At 68.8% G+C, this 18,594-nt stretch carries 14 protein-coding genes; 11 read left to right on the top strand and 3 right to left on the bottom strand.

Features of this window, described 5'->3' with window-relative positions; genetic code table 11:
* Nucleotides 1-52 precede the first annotated feature (52 nt).
* Both ABEA77_RS02270 and ABEA77_RS02275 read right to left on the bottom strand, forming a co-directional pair.
* Nucleotides 53-946, bottom strand: a complete 894-nt coding sequence (locus ABEA77_RS02270) for a hypothetical protein (RefSeq protein WP_345640367.1) — start codon at nucleotides 944-946, stop codon at nucleotides 53-55.
* A complete protein-coding gene (locus ABEA77_RS02275) occupies nucleotides 939-1,808 on the bottom strand; it encodes a ParA family protein (protein WP_425588186.1) in 870 nt (289 codons plus the stop codon). Before ABEA77_RS02275 ends, ABEA77_RS02270 begins: the two co-directional genes overlap by 8 nt.
* Before the next feature lie 1,445 nt (nucleotides 1,809-3,253).
* Between ABEA77_RS02275 and ABEA77_RS02280 the strand changes: the two genes are divergently transcribed.
* Nucleotides 3,254-4,645 (top strand): DUF2637 domain-containing protein, encoded by a 1,392-nt coding sequence (locus ABEA77_RS02280; RefSeq protein ID WP_345640369.1) that lies wholly within the window; start codon nucleotides 3,254-3,256, stop codon nucleotides 4,643-4,645.
* A 241-nt stretch (nucleotides 4,646-4,886) separates the two neighbouring features.
* Here the strand turns inward: ABEA77_RS02280 and ABEA77_RS02285 are convergent, their stop codons facing one another.
* Nucleotides 4,887-5,459, bottom strand: coding sequence for a hypothetical protein (locus ABEA77_RS02285; RefSeq protein WP_345640372.1), 573 nt, complete (start codon nucleotides 5,457-5,459; stop codon nucleotides 4,887-4,889).
* 339 nt (nucleotides 5,460-5,798) lie between these two features.
* Here ABEA77_RS02285 and ABEA77_RS02290 point away from each other — a divergent pair, with 339 nt between their 5' ends.
* The 10 genes from ABEA77_RS02290 to ABEA77_RS02335 all read left to right on the top strand — a co-directional run bounded on the left by ABEA77_RS02290 (nucleotide 5,799) and on the right by ABEA77_RS02335 (nucleotide 18,589).
* On the top strand, nucleotides 5,799-7,724 hold the full coding sequence (locus ABEA77_RS02290) for a hypothetical protein (RefSeq protein WP_345640375.1): 1,926 nt from the start codon (nucleotides 5,799-5,801) through the stop codon (nucleotides 7,722-7,724).
* Nucleotides 7,725-7,956: 232 nt separating this feature from the next.
* Nucleotides 7,957-9,000: a conjugal transfer protein gene (locus tag ABEA77_RS02295; protein WP_345640378.1), complete on the top strand. Its 1,044-nt coding sequence runs from the start codon at nucleotides 7,957-7,959 to the stop codon at nucleotides 8,998-9,000.
* Between the two features lie 95 nt (nucleotides 9,001-9,095).
* Nucleotides 9,096-9,326 carry a hypothetical protein gene (locus ABEA77_RS02300; RefSeq protein WP_060880856.1) on the top strand — a complete coding sequence of 77 codons (231 nt, stop codon included), beginning with the start codon at nucleotides 9,096-9,098 and terminating at the stop codon, nucleotides 9,324-9,326.
* A 10-nt stretch (nucleotides 9,327-9,336) separates the two neighbouring features.
* The gene (locus tag ABEA77_RS02305) at nucleotides 9,337-9,924 is read left to right on the top strand and encodes a hypothetical protein (protein ID WP_345640381.1); all 588 of its coding nucleotides are present in this window, start codon (nucleotides 9,337-9,339) and stop codon (nucleotides 9,922-9,924) included.
* Nucleotides 9,924-10,748: a cell division protein FtsK gene (locus ABEA77_RS02310; RefSeq protein WP_345640383.1), complete on the top strand. Its 825-nt coding sequence runs from the start codon at nucleotides 9,924-9,926 to the stop codon at nucleotides 10,746-10,748. The genes ABEA77_RS02305 and ABEA77_RS02310 overlap by 1 nt, the downstream gene beginning before the upstream one ends.
* A 125-nt stretch (nucleotides 10,749-10,873) precedes the next feature.
* The gene (locus tag ABEA77_RS02315; protein WP_345640386.1) at nucleotides 10,874-11,617 is read left to right on the top strand and encodes a hypothetical protein; all 744 of its coding nucleotides are present in this window, start codon (nucleotides 10,874-10,876) and stop codon (nucleotides 11,615-11,617) included.
* Nucleotides 11,614-14,214, top strand: a complete 2,601-nt coding sequence (locus ABEA77_RS02320; RefSeq protein WP_345640388.1) for an ATP-binding protein — start codon at nucleotides 11,614-11,616, stop codon at nucleotides 14,212-14,214. The genes ABEA77_RS02315 and ABEA77_RS02320 overlap by 4 nt, the downstream gene beginning before the upstream one ends.
* 142 nt (nucleotides 14,215-14,356) lie before the next feature.
* On the top strand, nucleotides 14,357-16,420 hold the full coding sequence (locus tag ABEA77_RS02325) for a hypothetical protein (RefSeq protein ID WP_345640391.1): 2,064 nt from the start codon (nucleotides 14,357-14,359) through the stop codon (nucleotides 16,418-16,420).
* 142 nt (nucleotides 16,421-16,562) lie between these two features.
* Entirely contained in the window at nucleotides 16,563-17,387 is an 825-nt protein-coding gene (locus tag ABEA77_RS02330; RefSeq protein ID WP_345640394.1) for a hypothetical protein, read from the top strand.
* Between the two features lie 2 nt (nucleotides 17,388-17,389).
* Complete coding sequence (locus ABEA77_RS02335) at nucleotides 17,390-18,589, top strand: peptidase M23 (RefSeq protein WP_345640396.1); 1,200 nt, start codon at nucleotides 17,390-17,392, stop codon at nucleotides 18,587-18,589.
* Nucleotides 18,590-18,594: the final 5 nt, after the last annotated feature.

Below are 18,594 nucleotides of genomic sequence, written 5' to 3' on the forward strand. Positions count from 1 at the left end.
CCCCTGCGCTGCACAGGGGGGCACCAGGTGATGCTGCGGGGAGGATGTGACGCTACTGCTCCTCGTCTTCCTCCGGCCAGATCAGAGGGCCGTCCTCCTCGAGTTCGTCGAGAAGGCGCTGGACAGCAGCCGAGAACACGTGGACGGCGGTGCGTCCTCGCCCTGCAGACTTCATGTCCATGGGCATGGACTGAACCAACTCCGCAATGTCCGGTCCGACACGATACGTTGACTGTTTTCCAGTCGTTCCCACGCGTCCTGAACGCACATATGCTGCCGCCAGTGCCACCTGCTCCTCGATGGTCTTCGGCAGGTGCCTTCTGAACGCGGCGTCGACGTACACGGCCTGCGTCATCCGCTTGCCTGTTGCTGCAGAGTCACTGACCATTCGCTTCGTGAGTTCCTGTGCCATCCCCTTGGTAAGGCGGACAGGAACGGACGACCATTCCCTAGTCCCGAGCATCAGGTCGAGCGTGCTTTCGGTCCAGGAATGGGCCACAGCTCGGTGAGCGTCGGTCGGCTCAGGCGTACTCTCCTGCTTCTTCTTCCGGGAGTTCTGCTTCTTCGCAGGCTCCTTCGGGGTGCTCTTGGCGGAGGTTTCGCCCTTCCCGACGTCGGCGTTGTCGGGCGAGTGGGAGGAATCTTCATCCTCACCTGCAGGAGGCGTCGCGACGTCGTTGGCCGGCGGAGCTTCGGGCGCCACCCTGTCCCCCGCCTGCTCTGTGCGGGGCCCTGCTTCAGCAGCAGATTCAGTGGCTTCGGCTGCATGTGCCTTGGTCGAAGCATCCTGCTGAGCCGGCACGGGCGAGGGCTCAGCTTGCTGACCAAAGACGGAGTAGCCGACAACATCATCGGCACCGGCGAAGGCCGGGTTGTCCAACAGGTTCCCGCCGAGCGGTGCCGCCTTCTTCCTCGCTCGAGGCCTGGCCGGTTTCTCGTCAGGCATTGGTCACGGCTCCCTCGGCATCGTCGACGTCGAGGTGCTCAGCCCGCGGCGTCGGAAGCCGCCACTGGTCTCCAGGGGTCGCGAGGCGCTGGAGGATTTCTTCTGTGAGGGCCGTGTACGAACGGGCGACCACTCCGCCGGCGGTGACGACTGCCGGAACGCCGGTGCTGTAGGCCTTCGAGATGAGGCGGTTACGCCTGATCTCTGCGTTGAACGGCAACAGGTTGCCCTGGAGCATCATGCTTCGGACGTCAGCGTCCTCGCGAGTCTCAGAGGTAGGCGGGTTCGCCCGGTTGAGAAGCGCTCCAAGGAACGTGGGGCGGCCCTCTGCCTTCCCGAGCGCCTCGACTGCTGATCGAAGGACTCGTGCCCCCTTGACCGTGGCGTACTCGGGGTTGCAGAGGGTGATGACGGCGTCCGATGCCTGCAGGCCGACTAGGTTCAGGCTGGAGACGGCGGGGGGCGTGTCGATCACGGCGATGTCGTACTCGGCGGCAGCGCTCTGCAGGAGCTTGCGGAGAATGTAGGTGTCGACGTCCTGCGACTGCACGAAGGACTCCTGCGCCCGGGTCATCGTGTGCTCGAGCGAGGCGAGAACGGCGAGGGTGCCGGCTCCCTCGAAGGGCTCCAGCATCGCCGAGACGTCGCGTACGTGAGGGAGGATGTCGGGGTCGTCCACTCCCTGGAGCACAGACTGCATGATCCAGCCGAGAGAATGAGCGACATCGGGGCCCCTGGGGGCGAGCGTGACTCCGAGAGCGGTGCCTGCCTGCGCCTGCGGCTCCAGGTCCACGACCAGGACGCGCTTCCCCGCCATAGCGAGTCGGGCTGCCAGGTTCACTGTCGTTGTCGTCTTGCCCACGCCGCCTTTTTGCGTGGCGACGGCCAAAATCCACATAGCGCTCTCCCTATTGTCCTTACGATCGCGCACATCCTACGGCGTAGCGACGCTCGCCGTGTTGAGGCACTCGGAGTGGCAGGGAACGTCCGTGTTGTCCCTCTGAGGGTTGCCACGTAGTAACAGCTCTTTGGAGCGAGCTGGCGTCTGGGCGTGTCCTGGCGCCCCAAGGGTGGGGCCGTGGTGCCGCAGGTGCTGAGAAGGGCTCATCGCGTTGCCGCAGGCACGAGCGGAGCTGTGGGGCGCGGCGAAGCGCTGGTCTGGAAGACGGCGGGGTCACAACACCACGTGCCCGCGCGAGGCAGCAGAGCCACAAGAGCGTGAAGCGGAGCTGTGGGGCGCGGCGAAGCGCTGGTCTGGAAGACGGCGGGGTCACAACACTACGTGCCCGCGCGAGGCAGCAGAGCCATAAGACCGTGAAGCAGTGTTAGTTCAAGTCGCGTGCAACTTCGCTCCTGAGAGCCTCAGTGCTTCAGCGCATCGCAGAGCAGCGCGATCTCGCGAATCTGCGAATAGTCGAAGTTGGAGACGAGCAGATGCGCAGGTGCGTATGCCCTTCCGCGAAAGGGCGACGTGAAGGGTGCGGAAGCAGTGATAAGGCTGCTTCAAGCCAAGCGTGCATGGCAGGCTTCCCGCAAAAGGCCTTGCTGACATCAACAAGCGTCAAAGCCTGCGCTAGACCACATGCAGACGTAGTCGTCGCTATCGAGCAAACGATCATCGCTCAACTCGGAGCAAATTGGTGTGGGGGACGACAACAGCCAATGGAGAGGCGGCCCAATGCCACACAGGCACACGAGCAAGTAACAGGCAGCCGTTCGTGCATGAAGCTGCAAAACAGTGGATGGTGGGTTCTTTCAAAGTACTCAAAAAAGCCACGAGAGGCGAGGAAGTGCATAACAAGGGGCGGGATGACCGAAGCGATGAATCAAACGGAGTCGGCAAGAGTAGATGACAGTGACGCGCGAACTATGCATTGGGTAGGCACGCAGTGCAATCACGTAGTCAGCGCCTGAAAGCGCGAGGCAATACACAGCTACCTGCATACGTGCCTAGGTAAATAGGTAGCTAGGTGACTGCCTATCGAGCTAGCTATGTGCATAGCTATCTAGCTACCTACGTACCTACTAGGGTAGCTATTTGCATAGCTACTAGCATGCATACCGACATGGCTATACTCCAACCTACCGTCATACCTACAGGCTCACCTACCGAGCTGCCTATGTGGGCAGGTAGACAGCCTGACAGATGCAACGAGCCTATCTCTCAGGGCGACCTGAGACACGGGCGTGGAGTGCTGTGTTCGGCACTCGCACGCACCCCGACACAGAGGGCTCTTGCGGGGCGCTGACTCTGTCCACAGGTGGGTCGCTGCACGCTTCTCTGACTCGGATCAGAGGGAGTGAGAAGTGGAGCGCAGCGAAGGACACATTCGCTTGAACCGAACCCAGCGCGGCCTGATCGCCGTAGTGGTGGCGGGAGCCTTGGTCATCGCGGCGATCGGCTTCGCTGGATCGTACTCGGCAGTGCGGGAACTCGCGATCCGCAAGGGCTTTGGAGCCTTTGCCACTGTGTTCCCCATCGGCGTCGACGCTGGCATCGCGGTACTTCTGGCCCTGGATCTGCTGCTGACGTGGCTCCGGATGCCGTTCCCGATGCTGCGCCAAGCTGCGTGGCTCCTCACCACTGCGACGATCGGCTTCAACGCAGCGGCCGCTTGGCCGGATCCGGTGGGGGTCGGAATGCACAGTGTCATTCCGATCCTCTTCGTGGTGACGGTCGAAGCGGCCCGGCACGCTGTCGGTCGCCTGGCTGCCATCACAGCGGACCGACACATGGAGAGCGTGCGTCTGTGGCGCTGGATCCTTTCCCCGCTGCCCACCTTCAAGCTCTGGCGCCGGATGATGCTGTGGGAGATCCGGAAGTATGACGACGTGATTCATGCCGAGCAGCAGCGGCTGATCTACCAGAGCCGGCTACGAGGGCGGTACGGACGGGGGTGGCGTTGGAAGGCGCCTGTTGAGGAGCTACTGCCGCTGCGAATCGCGCGGTTTGGAGTCCCCCTGGAGGTACCCAGCCAGCCGCTATCTCGCGCGTCAGGAGTGTGCGCCGATTCAGCCACCCACGAACTGGAGATGTCCTCGGACAGCTGTCGCCTGACTGTGAAGAACGATGCGAGCGCGACTCGAGCAGGTCACCTTCGGGGCACGGAGCCCGTGGCTGGCGAGCCGATTCTCGACGACGTGAAGGTCGAGAGGGCCGTCGGTGATGGCTCGCGAGATGAACAAGAGGACTACTCGCCAGAAGGAGAACCGTCCTCGGGCGAGTCCTCGGTTGGGGCCGTAGGAGCCCGGAGCGTAGCGGCGCAAGATCCGGATGCCCAGGAAGAGGTCGGCGGCGATGAGCTGATGCCGGCGAAGCACAGCGCAGATCGCGTGAAGAAGGATCTCGGCGGTGAGATGCCAGCTGGCAATACCGGATCAGAGCCTGTGGAGCCGAGCTCGGGGGAGGGGCCGAGGGCTGGCCGCGGCGAGGGTGCCCCTGAGATGGGTGACTCAGGTGAACACCGCGGTCCGGCGAGTGCTGAGCACGAGGCTGCCATCGAGCGTCTGAAGTCGAATGCCGCGGCGGTCCGGTACGCGATGACGGTGCTCGGCTCCACACATACCCCGACTGTGGTCGATTGGCTCGCGGCCCACGGTCGTGACGTGAACCGGGGGCAGGCTCACCGAATTACGAAAGACGAGGAAGAGAGGCAACTGAACGGTCGGCCCTTGACTGTGGTCGAGGGGTCCACATAAGACCACACGCCGTTGCTCGTAAGGTCGGGCGCTGCGAGTCAGGCTGGACCGGCCGAGGCGGACGACCTGCCGGTCGGTGTGCGGCCGAGGAAGAGGTCGAGGTAGAGATCGGCCCGCAGTAGCGGAGCATGTTCGATCTGTTCGATTCTTCGTCAGGAGCGATCCTAAGCGTCGGTCGCTAGGGTCCGGCATTGGCGGCGTGCGTCAGAATCGCCGCATCTCGCGCGAGCGTGGGGGAGTCTCAGGCATCGGAGTGACTACTGCGGCGGCCGATGGTCTCCGTGATCTCGCTGAGGATGCCGAAGATCGCACCCGCTTCGCGTGCGCCCTCGCCCTGGCTGGTCAGGGCTCGGCGTACATTGCGGCGGGCCTTGGGGTGTCCGGCCCGCGTCTGAAACGCCGCGGCCACCGTCGCCTCGAGGTCGTTGATGCGCTCGACCTGCTTCTCGGCGTCAGTCAGGTCGTTGGCGGTCACGGGCCCGCGGCTCATCCGCGCGTTCGCAGAGGACACCGCTTCGATGGTGGTGAGGGCGTCGGACCTGCCCTTGATCAGCCTCGGGAGCACCGGACGGCCCTGGGCATCGCGAAGCTCCGCGGGGCAGCTTTCGACCACCTGCAGGACGAGTAGCGTGCACAGGTCGAGCAGGCCGGCCGCACCGTACGGCTTCAAGCGCATCATCAAGGACTCCACGTCAGACCAGTCGCCGGGCGCGTTTGCCCCTCGGCTCCGCGCGAAGCTGCCGGCTTCCCGGTCCAGCATCGACCAGTAGGCGGGGGTCCCGGCAGCCGGGCCTGCAGAGGAAGTGGGGTGCATGCTCTGACGGTAGCGGCTCGGGGGCGCGGCACGTGGGTTGGGTGAGAACTCGCGGGCACCCAGCTGTGGTTGAGCGGCATCCCGTGCTGGAGAAGGCCGAGCCCGCGACCTCATCGGCGACGGCTCCTCGCGCGAACCGGTCGGAGGCGCCCTCTCCGACCGGGGCTGACCACCGGCGAACGGGGGTGCTTCTCCATGGAGTTCGCCGGACTGGTGCGTCCACGGGGTGGGCGAGCGCGGACTCTGTCCACAGGTTGATCTTTCTACGTTCGCTCCTGATCGTTCTTCCGCGACCGCGGGGGAGCTGGAGGGAGCTGACCGTGGAAGGGGAAGTGGGCCGTGGCGCAGACTAAGTTCGACAAGCAGCTCGAAGACGGCCTGGAGCAAGGGGCCATGGTCTTCGGGCGGTTCGTCAGCGGGGCTCCGCTGGATGGTGAGCCAAGACCACCGGGGAGCCTGCCGCGGTGGGGGATAGCCCTGCTGCGCCTGGTGCTTCTGGCCTGGGCCGGCTGGGCTGCGTGGATGTGGTGGTGGGTGAAGGACCACGACCGCGTGATCCGCGTGTCGATCATCGCTGCGGCCATCGCGATCCCGATCGTGGTCGTCGCCGCGATCCGTGGACGCGGCCGGCGCCAGCACATGCGGGCTCTGGTGATCCCGATGTCCATGGCGCTGAAGGACCTGCTCTCGGAGTGGGACGATCACCAACGGCTGCGCGCTCTCACCATCCCGATCGACCGGTCGTTCGTCGCGGTGCGTCTCCCCGACGGCTGGCACGATCCCGGCGGCTTCAAGGACCAGATGAGGGAGCTGATCCAGGACCGCATGGGCGGGCAGTGGGCGGGGGAGTGGAACCTCAAGAACCACCCGTTCAACGTGGTGTTCACACCGCAGAAGCCGAAGCCGAAGCTGGAGCCCCCCGAGACGGTCGACTTCTTCAGCGACGAGGTGCAGAAGGCGATCGCCGCGTGCGAGCCAGGCCAGCTCGTCCTCGGCATCGACGAGCGGCAGCGCCCGGTCATCAAGGAGATGACCGGAGAAACCGCGATGTGGGCCCTGTCCGTGGGCTCCGGCGGCGGTAAGTCGTCGTTCCTGCAGATGATCATCACTCAGCTGGTGCGCCAGCGGGCGACGGTTATCGGCATCGACGTGAAGATGGCGTCCATCAACTGCTTCGAAGGCGTCGAGGGCGTACACCTCTACACCGACCCCGGAAATATCGGGGACATGCGGTCCGCGATTTCCTGGGCTGCCCGCGAGGTGGAGGCCCGGAACTATGTGAAGAAGGGAAACCCGCGAAAGAACTTCGACCGTCTCACCCTCATTCTCGAAGAGGGCAATGAATTCGGTGACGCGTCGAAGGAATGGTGGAACGAGAACAAGGAGAAAGGCGAGCCCGCCAGCGACCCCATCTGGGGCGACATCGCGTCGATCATGCGCATGGGCCGGCACGTCAACGTGACGATCATCGGTGTGTTCCAGGACCTTCGGGAGGCTGCGGTCGGCTCCCGGGGTTTGCGCAACATGTTCCGAATGATCCTTATGGGCAACTTCAACGCAAATCAGTGGAAGATGATCGTCAACACGACGCCGGTTCCCGAGAGCGTCGACCGGGCCGGCCGCATGATGATCATCGAGGGCAACCGCCGCGTCTGGATCCAGGTCCCGTACGCGGACCCGGAGGACTTCCGCACCCACAGCATGGAGTTGCGCGCCAAGCTCGGCTACAGCACCGAGGACCTGTACGGCGCTCCGCCGGCGCGCAGTCCTCAGCGGCTGCCGTCCCTGCTGCAGAAATCGACGCCGCTGTTCACGAAGGACGCCGACCCCGACAAGCAGGCCATCTCCGCAGGCCAGGGTAGTGGTGACGGAGGACGGCCGTCGGTGGACATGATCAAGGACGACCCGCCGGCCTTGGAGGACGGTGCCGAGCAGGACGGCGCCGGCGAGCCGGGGGAGGAGGTGGAACTCCTGCCGCTGGCGGAGATCTCCCGGCGGCTGGCCGAAGAAGGGATCGAGGTCAGCGCCGAGCTGATGCGGCAGCACAAGCGGCGCCGGAAGGACTTCCCGACCGGTCAAGTCGTCGACGGCAAGGAACTGTTCGCCCTGGCCGACCTCGCCGAGTACTACGGGCCCAACGAGGACGAGGAGCCCGAAGAACCCGATGAGGAGCATGACGACCAGGACGAGGCGGCCGAGGACGTCGACGGCGATGACGACGACCAGGCCGAGGAGCAGCAGAGCGGCGACGCGGGCCAGGACTGACCGGCAGACCGGCTAGCACCCCAAGGGGGCCACGGGATTTCCCGTGGCCCCCATTTTTTGTGCCCTCGCGCCCGGGGCCCGGTGGCGCTGCCGAATCGCCGGAACTTATCCACAGGCCAACGATTCTACGTTTTCCGTGTGAGCTTTCCGCGACAGGCGTGAGGACGCATGACAACCCGTCATGCCCTTATGCGCGGAGGTCGGTTATTGGGAATTGGCCGAGGAGTACGGGATGAGTGCGCTGCGGAAGATGCTGAATCTTCCACCGAAAGAGCCCAAGGGCGGTGATGAAGGAAACACCGCCGCCGAGGACGCCTCGGTGGAGACGCCTTTGCCGGAGGCGGGGGAGGGGAGGGCGACGCCGTCGCGGGCGCCGGCCGCGCTGGGCTGGGCGGAAGAGGAGGAGTCCTCGGGACGCTCGGCCGCCCGCAAGGCGGGGCGGGTGGCGATCTGGCTGGTCATCGGACTGGCCGCGTTCACCGGCGTGCGGACGTGGATCTTCCCCACCAAGCCGCCGGCCCCGGTCGAGCAGGCGGACCCGCAGGCCGAGGCGAGGAAGAACAACGTGCCCGAGGCCGAGGCGCAGCAGGTCGCCGCCCGGTTCGCGCGCTCGTACATGAACTGGAACGCAGCTGACCCCGACTCTCGGGCGAAGGAGCTCGAGGCCGACCTCGCCAAGGGGGTGGACCCGAAGCTCGGGTGGAACGGCGCAGGCGTCCAGTTGGTCGCGCAGACCATTCCCGGCACCGTCACCCAGGTCGGCGGCAAGCGGGCCCGGGTCCGAGTCGACGTCCGGGTGAGCGTCGTGACCGGCAGCGGCAAGAACCAGCGGACCGCGACGAGTTGGCGCGGCCTGGAGGTTCCGGTCGCTCAAGGGAAGGGCCGGGTCGTGGTCACCGGTCAGCCTGCGATGGTCGGCATGCCGACCGCCGCCGACTACAAGGCGCCGGACGGTCCCGAGGCTGACTCCCAGCTGTCCGGGCTGACCCGCGACACGGTCAAGGACTTCCTCAAGTCCTGGGCGGCGGGCAGCGAGGACCAGGCGGCCGCGCCCGGCGCCGACATCCAGCCGCTCGGCCTCGGGCTGTCCCTGGACACCCTCGACTCGTGGGTCGTGGACGCCGGCAGCGGCGACAAGCGCCTCGGCACGGCGACCGTGCGCTGGAAGCTCGGCGGCGCCCAGATCCAGCAGACCTACCAGATCACCCTCACCAAGGTCTCGGCCAGCAGCGCGAGCCGCTGGCAGGTCGAGGCGGTCACCGCCAAGACCGCGTAGCCGCCCCCCGCCCGTCACCGCGGCGGCTGCCGCGGGCCCGCCGCTCGGCCGGCCCGTCAACACCCATCCCCACCAACCCAAGGAGTGGATCCCCCATGGGCGGAGACAACGCGCTCGTTTCCTGGATTCTCGCCGTCGTCGGCTCCCTGTTCGTCGCCGTCCTGGCCGTTCGTGGCTTCGGGCACTGGATGAAGAAGGAGTGGGGCGCGCTGATCACGCACATGGTCGGCGGCGCCGTCGTCGCGGTCATGATCTTCACGCCGAACCAGGCCGTCACGATCCTGAAGTTCATCGGCGCCAAGATCGCCACGGTCTTCACGGGCTGAGGCGGCGGCGATGCGAACCTCCAACACCTACACCCGGCACTGGGACTTGGAGACCCGGCAGCACGAGCTGCTGGGCCTGGACCTGGGCGAAGGCCTGCCGCGGACCACCTTGAAGTACGGCGCCGTGATGTTCCCGCTGTGGTGGGGCGCCTGGCTGCTGCTCTTCGGGTTCCCGCTCAAGCCGCTGATCCCGCTGTTCCTGCTGCCGCCGCTCTTCTTCACCTACTACGGGGCGAAACGTTCCACCACGTACTGGCGGCGGACCAACCTCCTGCTGTGGGGGGTGCGGCTCAACTTCCTCAATCACGGCGTGAGGCCGGTCATCGGCCGCGGCCGCATCCCCGCCCCGAAGGTCGGCCTGCGGCTGCGTACCCAGCGCCTGGCCGAACGGGCCCCGCAGCTCGCCGAAATGCCGGCGTTCTCCTCCTACTTCACCACCGACGGCGACTCCCCTGACGCCGCCGAGTCCTGCGGCAAGCCCGCCCACATGCGGCCCCGCCTGCGCATGTACGGCCCCGACGCCGTCGCCAAGGCCCGCACCAAGACCGCCAAGCGGCGCCGCAGCGCCGCCCGTCATGCACCGAAGGGCAGCAGCTGATGAGCTCCCAGACCTCCATCCCGATCCAGGCGCTGCGCAAGGCGGTGCGCCTCACGGACCCGCACACCCTGCCGGCACTCAACGCCGCCCGCACCCCGCTGCTCGGCCTCGCCGACGGCGACAAGCCGGTCCACCTGCACGCCGGCGCCGAGCACGCCCTGGTCGCCACCGGCGCCGGCGGCGGCACCACCACCCTGCTGCGCTCCCTGACCGCGCAGGCCCTCGCACTCGGCGCGACCGTCGACCTCATCGACCCGGGCGGGGCGGGACACCACTGGGCCCGCGACCTGCCCGGCGTGCGCTACCTGTCCCGGATCCCGGAGATCCACGACCACCTGCTGCTTAACGTGGCCGCCCTGCAGGACGGCACCGGCGACTGGGACGGCAGCTGGCGCGGACGCCACGTCATGGTCGTCGAGCACCTGGGCACCGTCGCGTACGGGCTGCGCGAGTACTGGTCCCAGACCCGCCCGGAAACCCAGCTGGAGGAGGCCCCCGGCGTCGAGGCCCTCGGCGTGCTCCTCGCCGCCGGCCCCGCCTTCGGCATCCAGGTCTTCGCCGGCAACCCGCGCGTCGGCCTGCCGGGCCTGGGTGTCGTCCCCGTCAAGGACGTCTTCCCCACCCGGATCCTCGCCTACGGCGGCGCCGCGCTGTGGCAGCGCGTCGCCCCCGAGGTGTGGTCCATCCCGCCCTACTCCACCATCCCGGGCCGCATGCACGTCGTTGCCGACCAGAAGGTCACCGCGTTCCAGGCCCTCTACCTCAGCGACTCCGAAGCCCGCGCCCTGGCGCGCGGCGTGATCGAGACGGGTGAGGCGGCATGAGGTTCCTGTCCCGACGCCGCCCCAGCCCACCCCGAGAGCCGAGCGTTTCAAGCGAGCCGGGCGCACCTCGCCTGCCGCAGCCGCACGTCGACCTGACACACGGCGCCGGGCAGAAGGCCGCCCGGGTGAGCAAGCACCCGCTGATCGGCCTCGACGCCGAGGGCGACGCCGTCCACCTCACCCCGCGCGACGGGCACGTCCTGGCGGTGGCCCCGCCCGGCATGGGCACCACCGAACTGCTGCGCAGCCTCGGCGCGCAGGCCCTCGCAGCCGGCCAGCACCTGGACATCCTCGACGTCCACCACGTCGGGCACGACTGGGCCCGTGGCCTTGACCGCGTCACGTACGTAGACGACCCCGACCAGCTGCACCGGCACCTGATCGGCCTCGCGCACCAGGCCCGCGGCCGTGCCGCGAAGGGACACCCCGGGCCGAGCCGGCTGCTGTTGGTGGAGAACGACGGAACCACCCAGGTGCTGCTGGACCACCAGGCCGACCCCCGGCCCAACGGCGTCGCCCTGGACGCGCTCACCGCGGTCCTGGCCCACGGCCGCCTGGCCGGCATCCAGGTTGTCCTCGCCTGCCGGGAACTGCCCGGCCCGCTCAACGGACTGGCCCGGGACCTGTTTTCCACCCGCCTGCTGATCGAGCCGAACGACCGGACCTGGCGCATCGCCGGGCTCACCGACCGGACGCGCCCGCCGAGCACCGGCTTCCGCCCCGGCCTGTGGCACCACCTCACCCGGGATGGCGACCACCGCCTCGTACAAGCCGCCCGGATCGCCCAGGACGCCGCCGCCACCCTCCCCCGCCACACCTGCGACCAGCAGCCCCCCGCCGTCTGCCGCACGAAGGAGTCCCAGCGATGAGCACCACCACCAAGGCGGCGAAGAAGTCCGCGTCGAAGTTCGGCCGGCTCCTCGGGCTGGGCGCCGAACGCCTGATGAAAGAACCGCAGTTGGTGGCCATCGCCGACGGCCTGGTCGTCACCGACGTCGCCGCCGAGGCGTGGTTCACCCTGTCCTCCTCCAACACCGACCTGATGCCCGAAGACCGTCAGGACATGGAGCAGGACGCGGCCGCACTGGCACTGGCCAAGGTCCTGCCCGGCTACGACTGCCACCTCAAGGTCATCTGGGCGCGCCTGGACGGCGAGGACTACCGCGAGGAAGCACGGCAGATCTTCTCAGCCGGGGACGTCGAGGCGGTCGCCGCGATGTGGGCGCAGCGCCTGGACACCCTCGACCTTCCCCAGCGGCACATCCTGCTCGGCATACGCCTCGTCGAGCGGGACTCCGCGGCCAACGCCACCGTCAAGAACGGCGTCGCCGGCGCGCTCGGCATCGGCCACACCGGGCTGGACGAGACCGAACTCGCCCACCTCGACGGGCTCGCGCGGCGGATGGAGCGTCGCCTGGAGGCCACCCCTTGGCGCGCCCGGATCGCCCCGGCCGAGCTGATCGCCTGGGCCGTGTCCCGCGAGTCGTTCCGCCCGCAGCCGGCTCCGCCGCACCTGCCCACCATCCAGGGCGCCTCCCTGGTCCGCCTGACCCAGTCCAAGGCCATCCCGCACTCCGATCACGTACGGATGATGGACGCCCGCGGTGAGACCGCCGCGTGGGTGAGCGTGCTGGCGATGCCTGCCTTCCCCGAGGAGTTGATCACTCCCGGCGAGCAGGAGTGGCTGCGTTGCCTCTCCGAGATCAGCTACACCCACCCGGTCACCGGCGACGACGCACTGGTGTGCCCGGAGGCGAGCGTGCGCTTCTCGGTGTGGCAGAAGGGCGCCGCGATCAAGTCCGTCGACAAGCAGCGCCAGTCCGCCAAGGAGCAGCGGCGCAGCGCAGCCGAAGGGTCGGCCGGCGAGACGTTCGCGGAGACCGAAGAGACCGAAGCGGTGATGGAGGACCTGCGTCGGCAGATGTCCCGCGACGGCATGACGCTCCTGGAGGACCACCCGCGGATCATCGTCTCCAGCACTGAGTCCCTCGAGGACCTGCGCGCCCGCACGGACGCGGTCACCTCCCATTACGCGGGCCTGTCCATCGACGTCACGGTTGCCTCCGAGGAGCAGCGGGAGCTGTGGCTGGAGGCGCAGATCGGCGACATGCTCCGCGTGCTCGACCTCGGGCACATCCGCACCACCGACGCGCTCGCCGCCAGCATGTTCTGGGGCGGGTCGGAGGCCGGGGACGACGAGGGCCCGATCGCCGGGCTGCTCACCGGCACCACCCCGGGCGTGTGCCGCATCGACATCACCGCCGGCTCGGCCAGGGGCGACGCGACGACCACGGCATTCGTCGGCCGGTCCGGCCGCGGCAAGACGACCAGCATGATGCTGGCGACGCTGATCGCCGGCCTCAAGGGCGCGTTCAGCCTGATGCTCGGCTTCAAGGGCGACGAAGGCGGCCTGGTGAAGGCCGGCGAGTACCTGGGCCTGGACTCGCACCACGTGACCTGCGGTGTCGACACCCCGGCCGTGGCCGACGTCTTCCGGCTCCTGCCCAAGGGCGACGCCGCCCTGCAAGTCGTCTCCCAGCTGCTGATCATCCTGCCGGAGCGGATGCGGGACGCCGGTGTCGAGACGCACCTGCTGCGGGCCTGCAACGCGGTCGCCCAGCACGAGGACGCGGCGACCTGGCGAGTGGTCGAGTACCTGCTGGCCAGCAGCGACCCGCTCGCCAGGGAGGCCGGCGAGGCGCTCTCGGAGCTGTCGCAGACCCAGCTTGGCGCGCCCCTGCTCGGCAACCCGCACGACGGCGCCTCTCCGCTGCGCCCGGAACCGGGACTGTGGCTGGTCCAGGTGCCCGGCCTGACGATGCCGCAGGCCGGCACCCGCCCGGGGGAGATGACGATGACCGAGCGGGTCTCCCTCGCCCTGATGCGCGGTCTCATCGCGTACGCGTTGAACACGTCCGCCCGCGCTGACCTGCGCAATCTCCCCAAGGTCGTGGCAATTCCCGAGGTGCACGTGCTCACCGGGACAGACGACGGCAGGCGGTTCATCGACTACATCGCCCGTACCGGACGAGCGCTCGACACCTCCCTCGCGATCGACACCCAGGACCCGAAGTCCCTCCTCGGCATGGACGGCGTACTGGAGGCAATTACGACGGTTTGCGCCTTTGAGCAGAGCACTCGCTCCCAGCAGGACGCGATGGCCGAACTGCTGCGCCTGCCCGTCTCCGACAGCACCCGCGCCCTGATCCACGGAGTCGGCAAGGACGCGCACGGCGACATCCGTCACGGCCACTGCATCGTCAGGGACCGCCGTGACCGGGTGGCGACCATGCAGTGGGACGCCCCCTCCTACGAGCTGCTGCGCGCCCTGTCCACCAACCCCAAGGACCAGGCCGAGGACCGCGAGGCCGCCCTCCAGGACGCCGTGCCGCTGGACAAGACCCCCGGCGCCGAATCCGCGGACTCTGTCCACAACCCGCCGCAGGAAGGGTCGGAAGCCGCATGACCCCCATCCGCAGCGGGCCGGCCGAAGCCGCCTGCGAACCCAGGGAGGCAGCCGCCGTGACCCCACGACAGCGCAACCTGACCGCCACGGTCGCGGCCGGCGCCACCGTCACCCCGGTGGCCGAAGTTCGGGAGCCGATGGCATGAAGGACCTGCTGAAACGATTCCGCTACGCGGCGATCCGGCTCTGGCTCGCCCTGCCGCGGCTGCGCACCCTGATGCTCCCCACCACGGGGATCCTGGCCACCCTCGGCGTCCTCGCCCCGGCCGCGGCCGCCGACGACTCCGACAAGTACAAGCCGGGCGGCATTGGCGACATGATGCCGAGCCCGTTCAAACCCCCGGGCCAGGGCACCCTGTTCGAGTCCTACAGCCCCGAGGTGTACCAGCTCGACAAGCAGTTGAGTGACGACCTGACCGGCGGCGACTTGATCGACGGGTGGCTGCACGGGTTCGGGAACATGCTGATGCAGGTGCTGACCCTGGTCGGCCGGGCCGCTGTGGTGGTGGTCGGGTGGTGCTTCAACGTGGTCAACCTCCCGGAGATTGAGGGCGCCATCTCCAACGCGATCGGCGCTGCCGCCGGCCCGATGATGACGACGTTCCTGCCGACCGCCGTCGCGGTCGGCGGGTTCGTCGCCTGGGCCAAGAAGTCGGAGTCCTCCCCGCTGGGGCAGATCGCCTGGGTCGCGGCGTCCGCGGCGATCGCCACCACCTTCCTCGTTGCCCCCGCTACCTGGGTCAAAGGTGTCGACAACGGCAGGCAGTTGGGAGCCTCGGTCGCCATGTCCACGATCGGGGCCGGCCTGTCTGGCAACGACGACTCGGCGATGCCGTTCAAGACCCCCACCCCGAAGTGGTCGGACAACGAGAAGGACAACACCGTCCGCAAGGCCGGCGACGCGGTATGGCGAACGTATGTCGCAACGCCGTGGTGCATAGCGGATCTTGGGTCCGTCGCCGCCTGCCAGAAGTGGGGCAACGAGGTCGTCAAGCTCGGCACCGACATGGACGCACGCGAGGACTACCTGTCCGAGACGCTCAACTCGGACACCGTTGGCAGCGAAGCCGTCCAGTGGCGCCAGGGCCACACTCCGGGCGGACGAATCGGCGTCCTCATCGCCGGCATCATCAGCTGCGTCATCTTCTGCGCCCTTGCCCTGACCTTGGCCTTCACGACGTTGGCCAGCCTCATCGGCGCCTTGATGCTGCTGGTCTGCGGCGTCGCATTCGCCACCCTCTGGTGTATTCCAGGAAAACCCCGCCAATGGGGCGTGCAATGGTTCGAAATGCTCCTCGGGCTGGTGATGGTTTCGTTCACCGCGACCATGCTCCTCGGCTCGGTCATGGTGGTCTGCGTCGCAATGATGTCGCTGCTGCCGACCTACGGCTGGCTCATGGTCAGCGCCCTCAACATCTGCGCGGCCGCCATGGCGTTCAAGGTCAAGGGACGCCTCGATGGGATCGTCAGCGCCGGCGGCGCCCAGATGGCCGGCCGCGGCGTGCTCAGCACCCTGGGCCGGATGGCCTCCGCGCGCCGTCTGCGTAGCGCCGTCAGCGGCCGGCGCCGCGGCGGCTTCGGCGACATGGACCGCCACCCCGCCCCCGAACCCCGCGGCGGCGGCCGCGGAGGAAGCGACGACAGCGGATCGAGCGGGTCGTCCAACACCGGCGACGTCCGCAGCCGCCCCAGCCGCACGATCCCGCCGCCGCCGAGCTACCCGCCCACGGCGCACCGGCCCGGCAGGCCGGGCACCCCGGGACTGCCCGGCGCACCGACCGGGCCCCACGGTCCCGCCGGCACCGGCCCCGGAGGCACGGGCCCCGGAGGCACCGGGCCCGGTGCGCCTGGCGGACGGCGCACCCGCCCCGGCACGGGGCCCCGCCCCGGACCGCCCCGCAGGCCCGGCGGCCCCGGCCGCACCGGACCGGCCGGAACCACCGCAGGCGGCTACACCGTGCGGCCCGGAGCACCGCGGCGTACCGGGGTCCCGCCGGCCAACCCGTCCCACCGGCCCACCACCATCCAGGGCACCGTCATCAACCGGCCGGCCAACCCGACCGGCGCCCGGTTCCGCACGTTCCCGCCGCCGGCCACTCCCCGGCCGCCGCGTACGCCCGGCCGGACCCCGGGCAGCGGCGCCCTGCCGGCCAGCGGAACCCGCCACGGACCGCCCCGGCCACCCCGGCCGCGCCGGAGTTCCTGAGCCCGCCTGACCCGGGCCCCGCGCCCACCCCCCTTTCCCCGCACGAGATCCCCGGCGGTCCGGCCGCAGAAGCGGCCGGACCGCCCCGGGGCCATCTCGCCATGCCCGCATACCCCTATGCGCCGCCCGTACGGAGCCCGCCGTGACGCACGAGAAGAAGCCCCGAACCTCCGACAACGACTCCGCCGCATCCCGCGGGAAGTCCGGCCGGGCGCCGGTCCCGCAGAGCGCCGCCGAGTGGCGCGAGCTGCTCCGCGAAGAGGAACTCCCGCCCGAGATCGACGAGTTGCGCGGACGCAAGCGCCGCAAGGCCAAGCGCCGGTGGCACTCGGCCCGCCGCGACGAGCGCACCGAGTGGATCCGCGAGGAGCGCAAGAAGACCCCAACCCCCACCGTCATCCCGGTCATCGCCCTGATCCTGGCCGCGGCCGTGGCCGGCGCCGCCTGGCTGTGGCCCGACCGGCACGGCGCCGACACCGCGAAGCCCAAGGCCACCCCGACCGTCGAAGCCCCCGAGGAGCAGGCCAGCGCCTCGCCCACGCCCACCGCGAGCGCGCCCACGGTCGCGGATGAACCCGAGGCCGTCGCCAACGCGTTCGTCACCGCCTACACCCTGCGCCGCCCGGTCGAGGACGGCAGTCACAAGGCGGCCGTCGAGCGCGCCGCCCCATACGCCTCCACCCCGCTGGTGGAGAACCTGAAGAAGCACGACGACCGCGACTTCAACGAGCTGGTGGCCGCCCAGGCCACCGAGGCCAAGCCCACCAAGGTCGACATCGGCCAGCCCAGCGCGAAGGACCGGCCCGCCCCCGACACCTCGGTCCGCGTGTACCTGCAGGCCGACGTCAGCCTCGACGTCAAGGCCACCGAGTCCTACCGCTACACCCGCCACCTGACCATCGAGGTCGCGCGCGCTGATGCCGCCTCGCGCTGGATGGTCACCCGCGTCCTCGGGCTGAAGGAGTAGCCGTGGACCAGCGGGATCTCATGCGCGGCGCCCTCAAGGCATCCGGGGTCGTCAAGAAGGGCGCGCAGCTCAAGTTCGGCGCCATCGCCATGGTCGTCTTCTTCGTCGGGCTGCTCCTGCTCGGCATGTTCTTCCCCGCCGGGCAGGCCAGCGCCGCCGACTGCGAGGACACCGGGCCCGGCACCGCGGACGCCTCCGCCGTCTCGGAGACCGACGGCTCCGGCAACCAGGCCACCGGCACCCTGCACGAGCAGCAGGTCGAGTACGCCAAGGTGATCGACAACGCGGCCAAGAAGGCCAAACTGCCCGGCCGGGCCACCCTCATCGGGCTCATGACCGCGATGCAGGAAAGCACCATGCAGAACCTCGGCCACGGCCACCTCGACAGCGTCGGCCTCTTCCAGCAGCGGCCCTCCATGAACTGGGGCACCAAGCAGCAGATCATGACGCCGAGCTACTCCGCCGAATCGTTCTTCCTCGGCCGCGGAACCAACGACGGCCTCGTCGACATCGAGGGCTGGGCCAAGCTCCCCCTCGGCACGGCCGCCCAGAAGGTCCAGAAGTCGGCCCACCCCGAGCTGTACGCCGGTCACGAGACGGCGATGCGCAAGCTCGCCAAGGACGCCGGCATCAACCTCGAGCGCGGAGGCTCCGCCACCGGCTCCGCCGACTCTGCGGCCGCCGGCGACGACAGCGAGCCGGTCACCAGTGAGAACAACGGCTGCGGCGTGGCCAAGCCGGGAGCTGGCGGCACGGGCGGCAGCGCCGGCGGCAAGTTCACCGACGGCAAGCAGACCTGGAAGCTCAACAACCCGCGTTCCGTGGACGAGGCCATCGCCTGGGCCAAGAAGAACTCCGGCTCGGGCTCCTCCAAGGAGTGGTACCAGCGCTGCCTGGCCTTCACCGCGATCGTGTACGGCTGGAACTTCAGCGGCGTCAACTACGCGATCGACCACTACAGCGTCGTGCCGAAGTCCATGCAGCACGCCGGCGACCGGCATCCGCCCGCCGGCGCCCTGATGTATTGGGACACAGGCCACAGAGCCGGTCATATTGCCGTCTACCTCGGCGACGGCAAGGTCGCCAGCAACGACATCATGCGGCCGGGCTACATCGACGTCGTCGACGCCGAGCTCTTCGAGACCAAGTGGGGCGCGAAGTACATCGGTTGGACCCCGCCGGTCTTCCCCAAGGCCGGATAGGCGCC

This window comes from Streptomyces tremellae, from assembly GCF_039540215.1.
Classification (GTDB): Bacteria; Actinomycetota; Actinomycetes; order Streptomycetales; family Streptomycetaceae; genus Streptomyces; species Streptomyces tremellae.

Bases quoted from the DNA above. Each gene is read 5' to 3' on its own strand.
- ABEA77_RS02270 (WP_345640367.1), bottom strand. From the start codon at position 946: ATGCCTGACGAGAAACCGGCCAGGCCTCGAGCGAGGAAGAAGGCGGCA.
- ABEA77_RS02285 (WP_345640372.1), bottom strand. From the start codon at position 5,459: ATGCACCCCACTTCCTCTGCAGGCCCGGCTGCCGGGACCCCCGCCTAC.
- ABEA77_RS02295 (WP_345640378.1), top strand. From the start codon at position 7,957: ATGAGTGCGCTGCGGAAGATGCTGAATCTTCCACCGAAAGAGCCCAAG.
- ABEA77_RS02300 (WP_060880856.1), top strand. From the start codon at position 9,096: ATGGGCGGAGACAACGCGCTCGTTTCCTGGATTCTCGCCGTCGTCGGC.
- ABEA77_RS02305 (WP_345640381.1), top strand. From the start codon at position 9,337: ATGCGAACCTCCAACACCTACACCCGGCACTGGGACTTGGAGACCCGG.
- ABEA77_RS02310 (WP_345640383.1), top strand. From the start codon at position 9,924: ATGAGCTCCCAGACCTCCATCCCGATCCAGGCGCTGCGCAAGGCGGTG.
- ABEA77_RS02320 (WP_345640388.1), top strand. From the start codon at position 11,614: ATGAGCACCACCACCAAGGCGGCGAAGAAGTCCGCGTCGAAGTTCGGC.
- ABEA77_RS02325 (WP_345640391.1), top strand. From the start codon at position 14,357: ATGAAGGACCTGCTGAAACGATTCCGCTACGCGGCGATCCGGCTCTGG.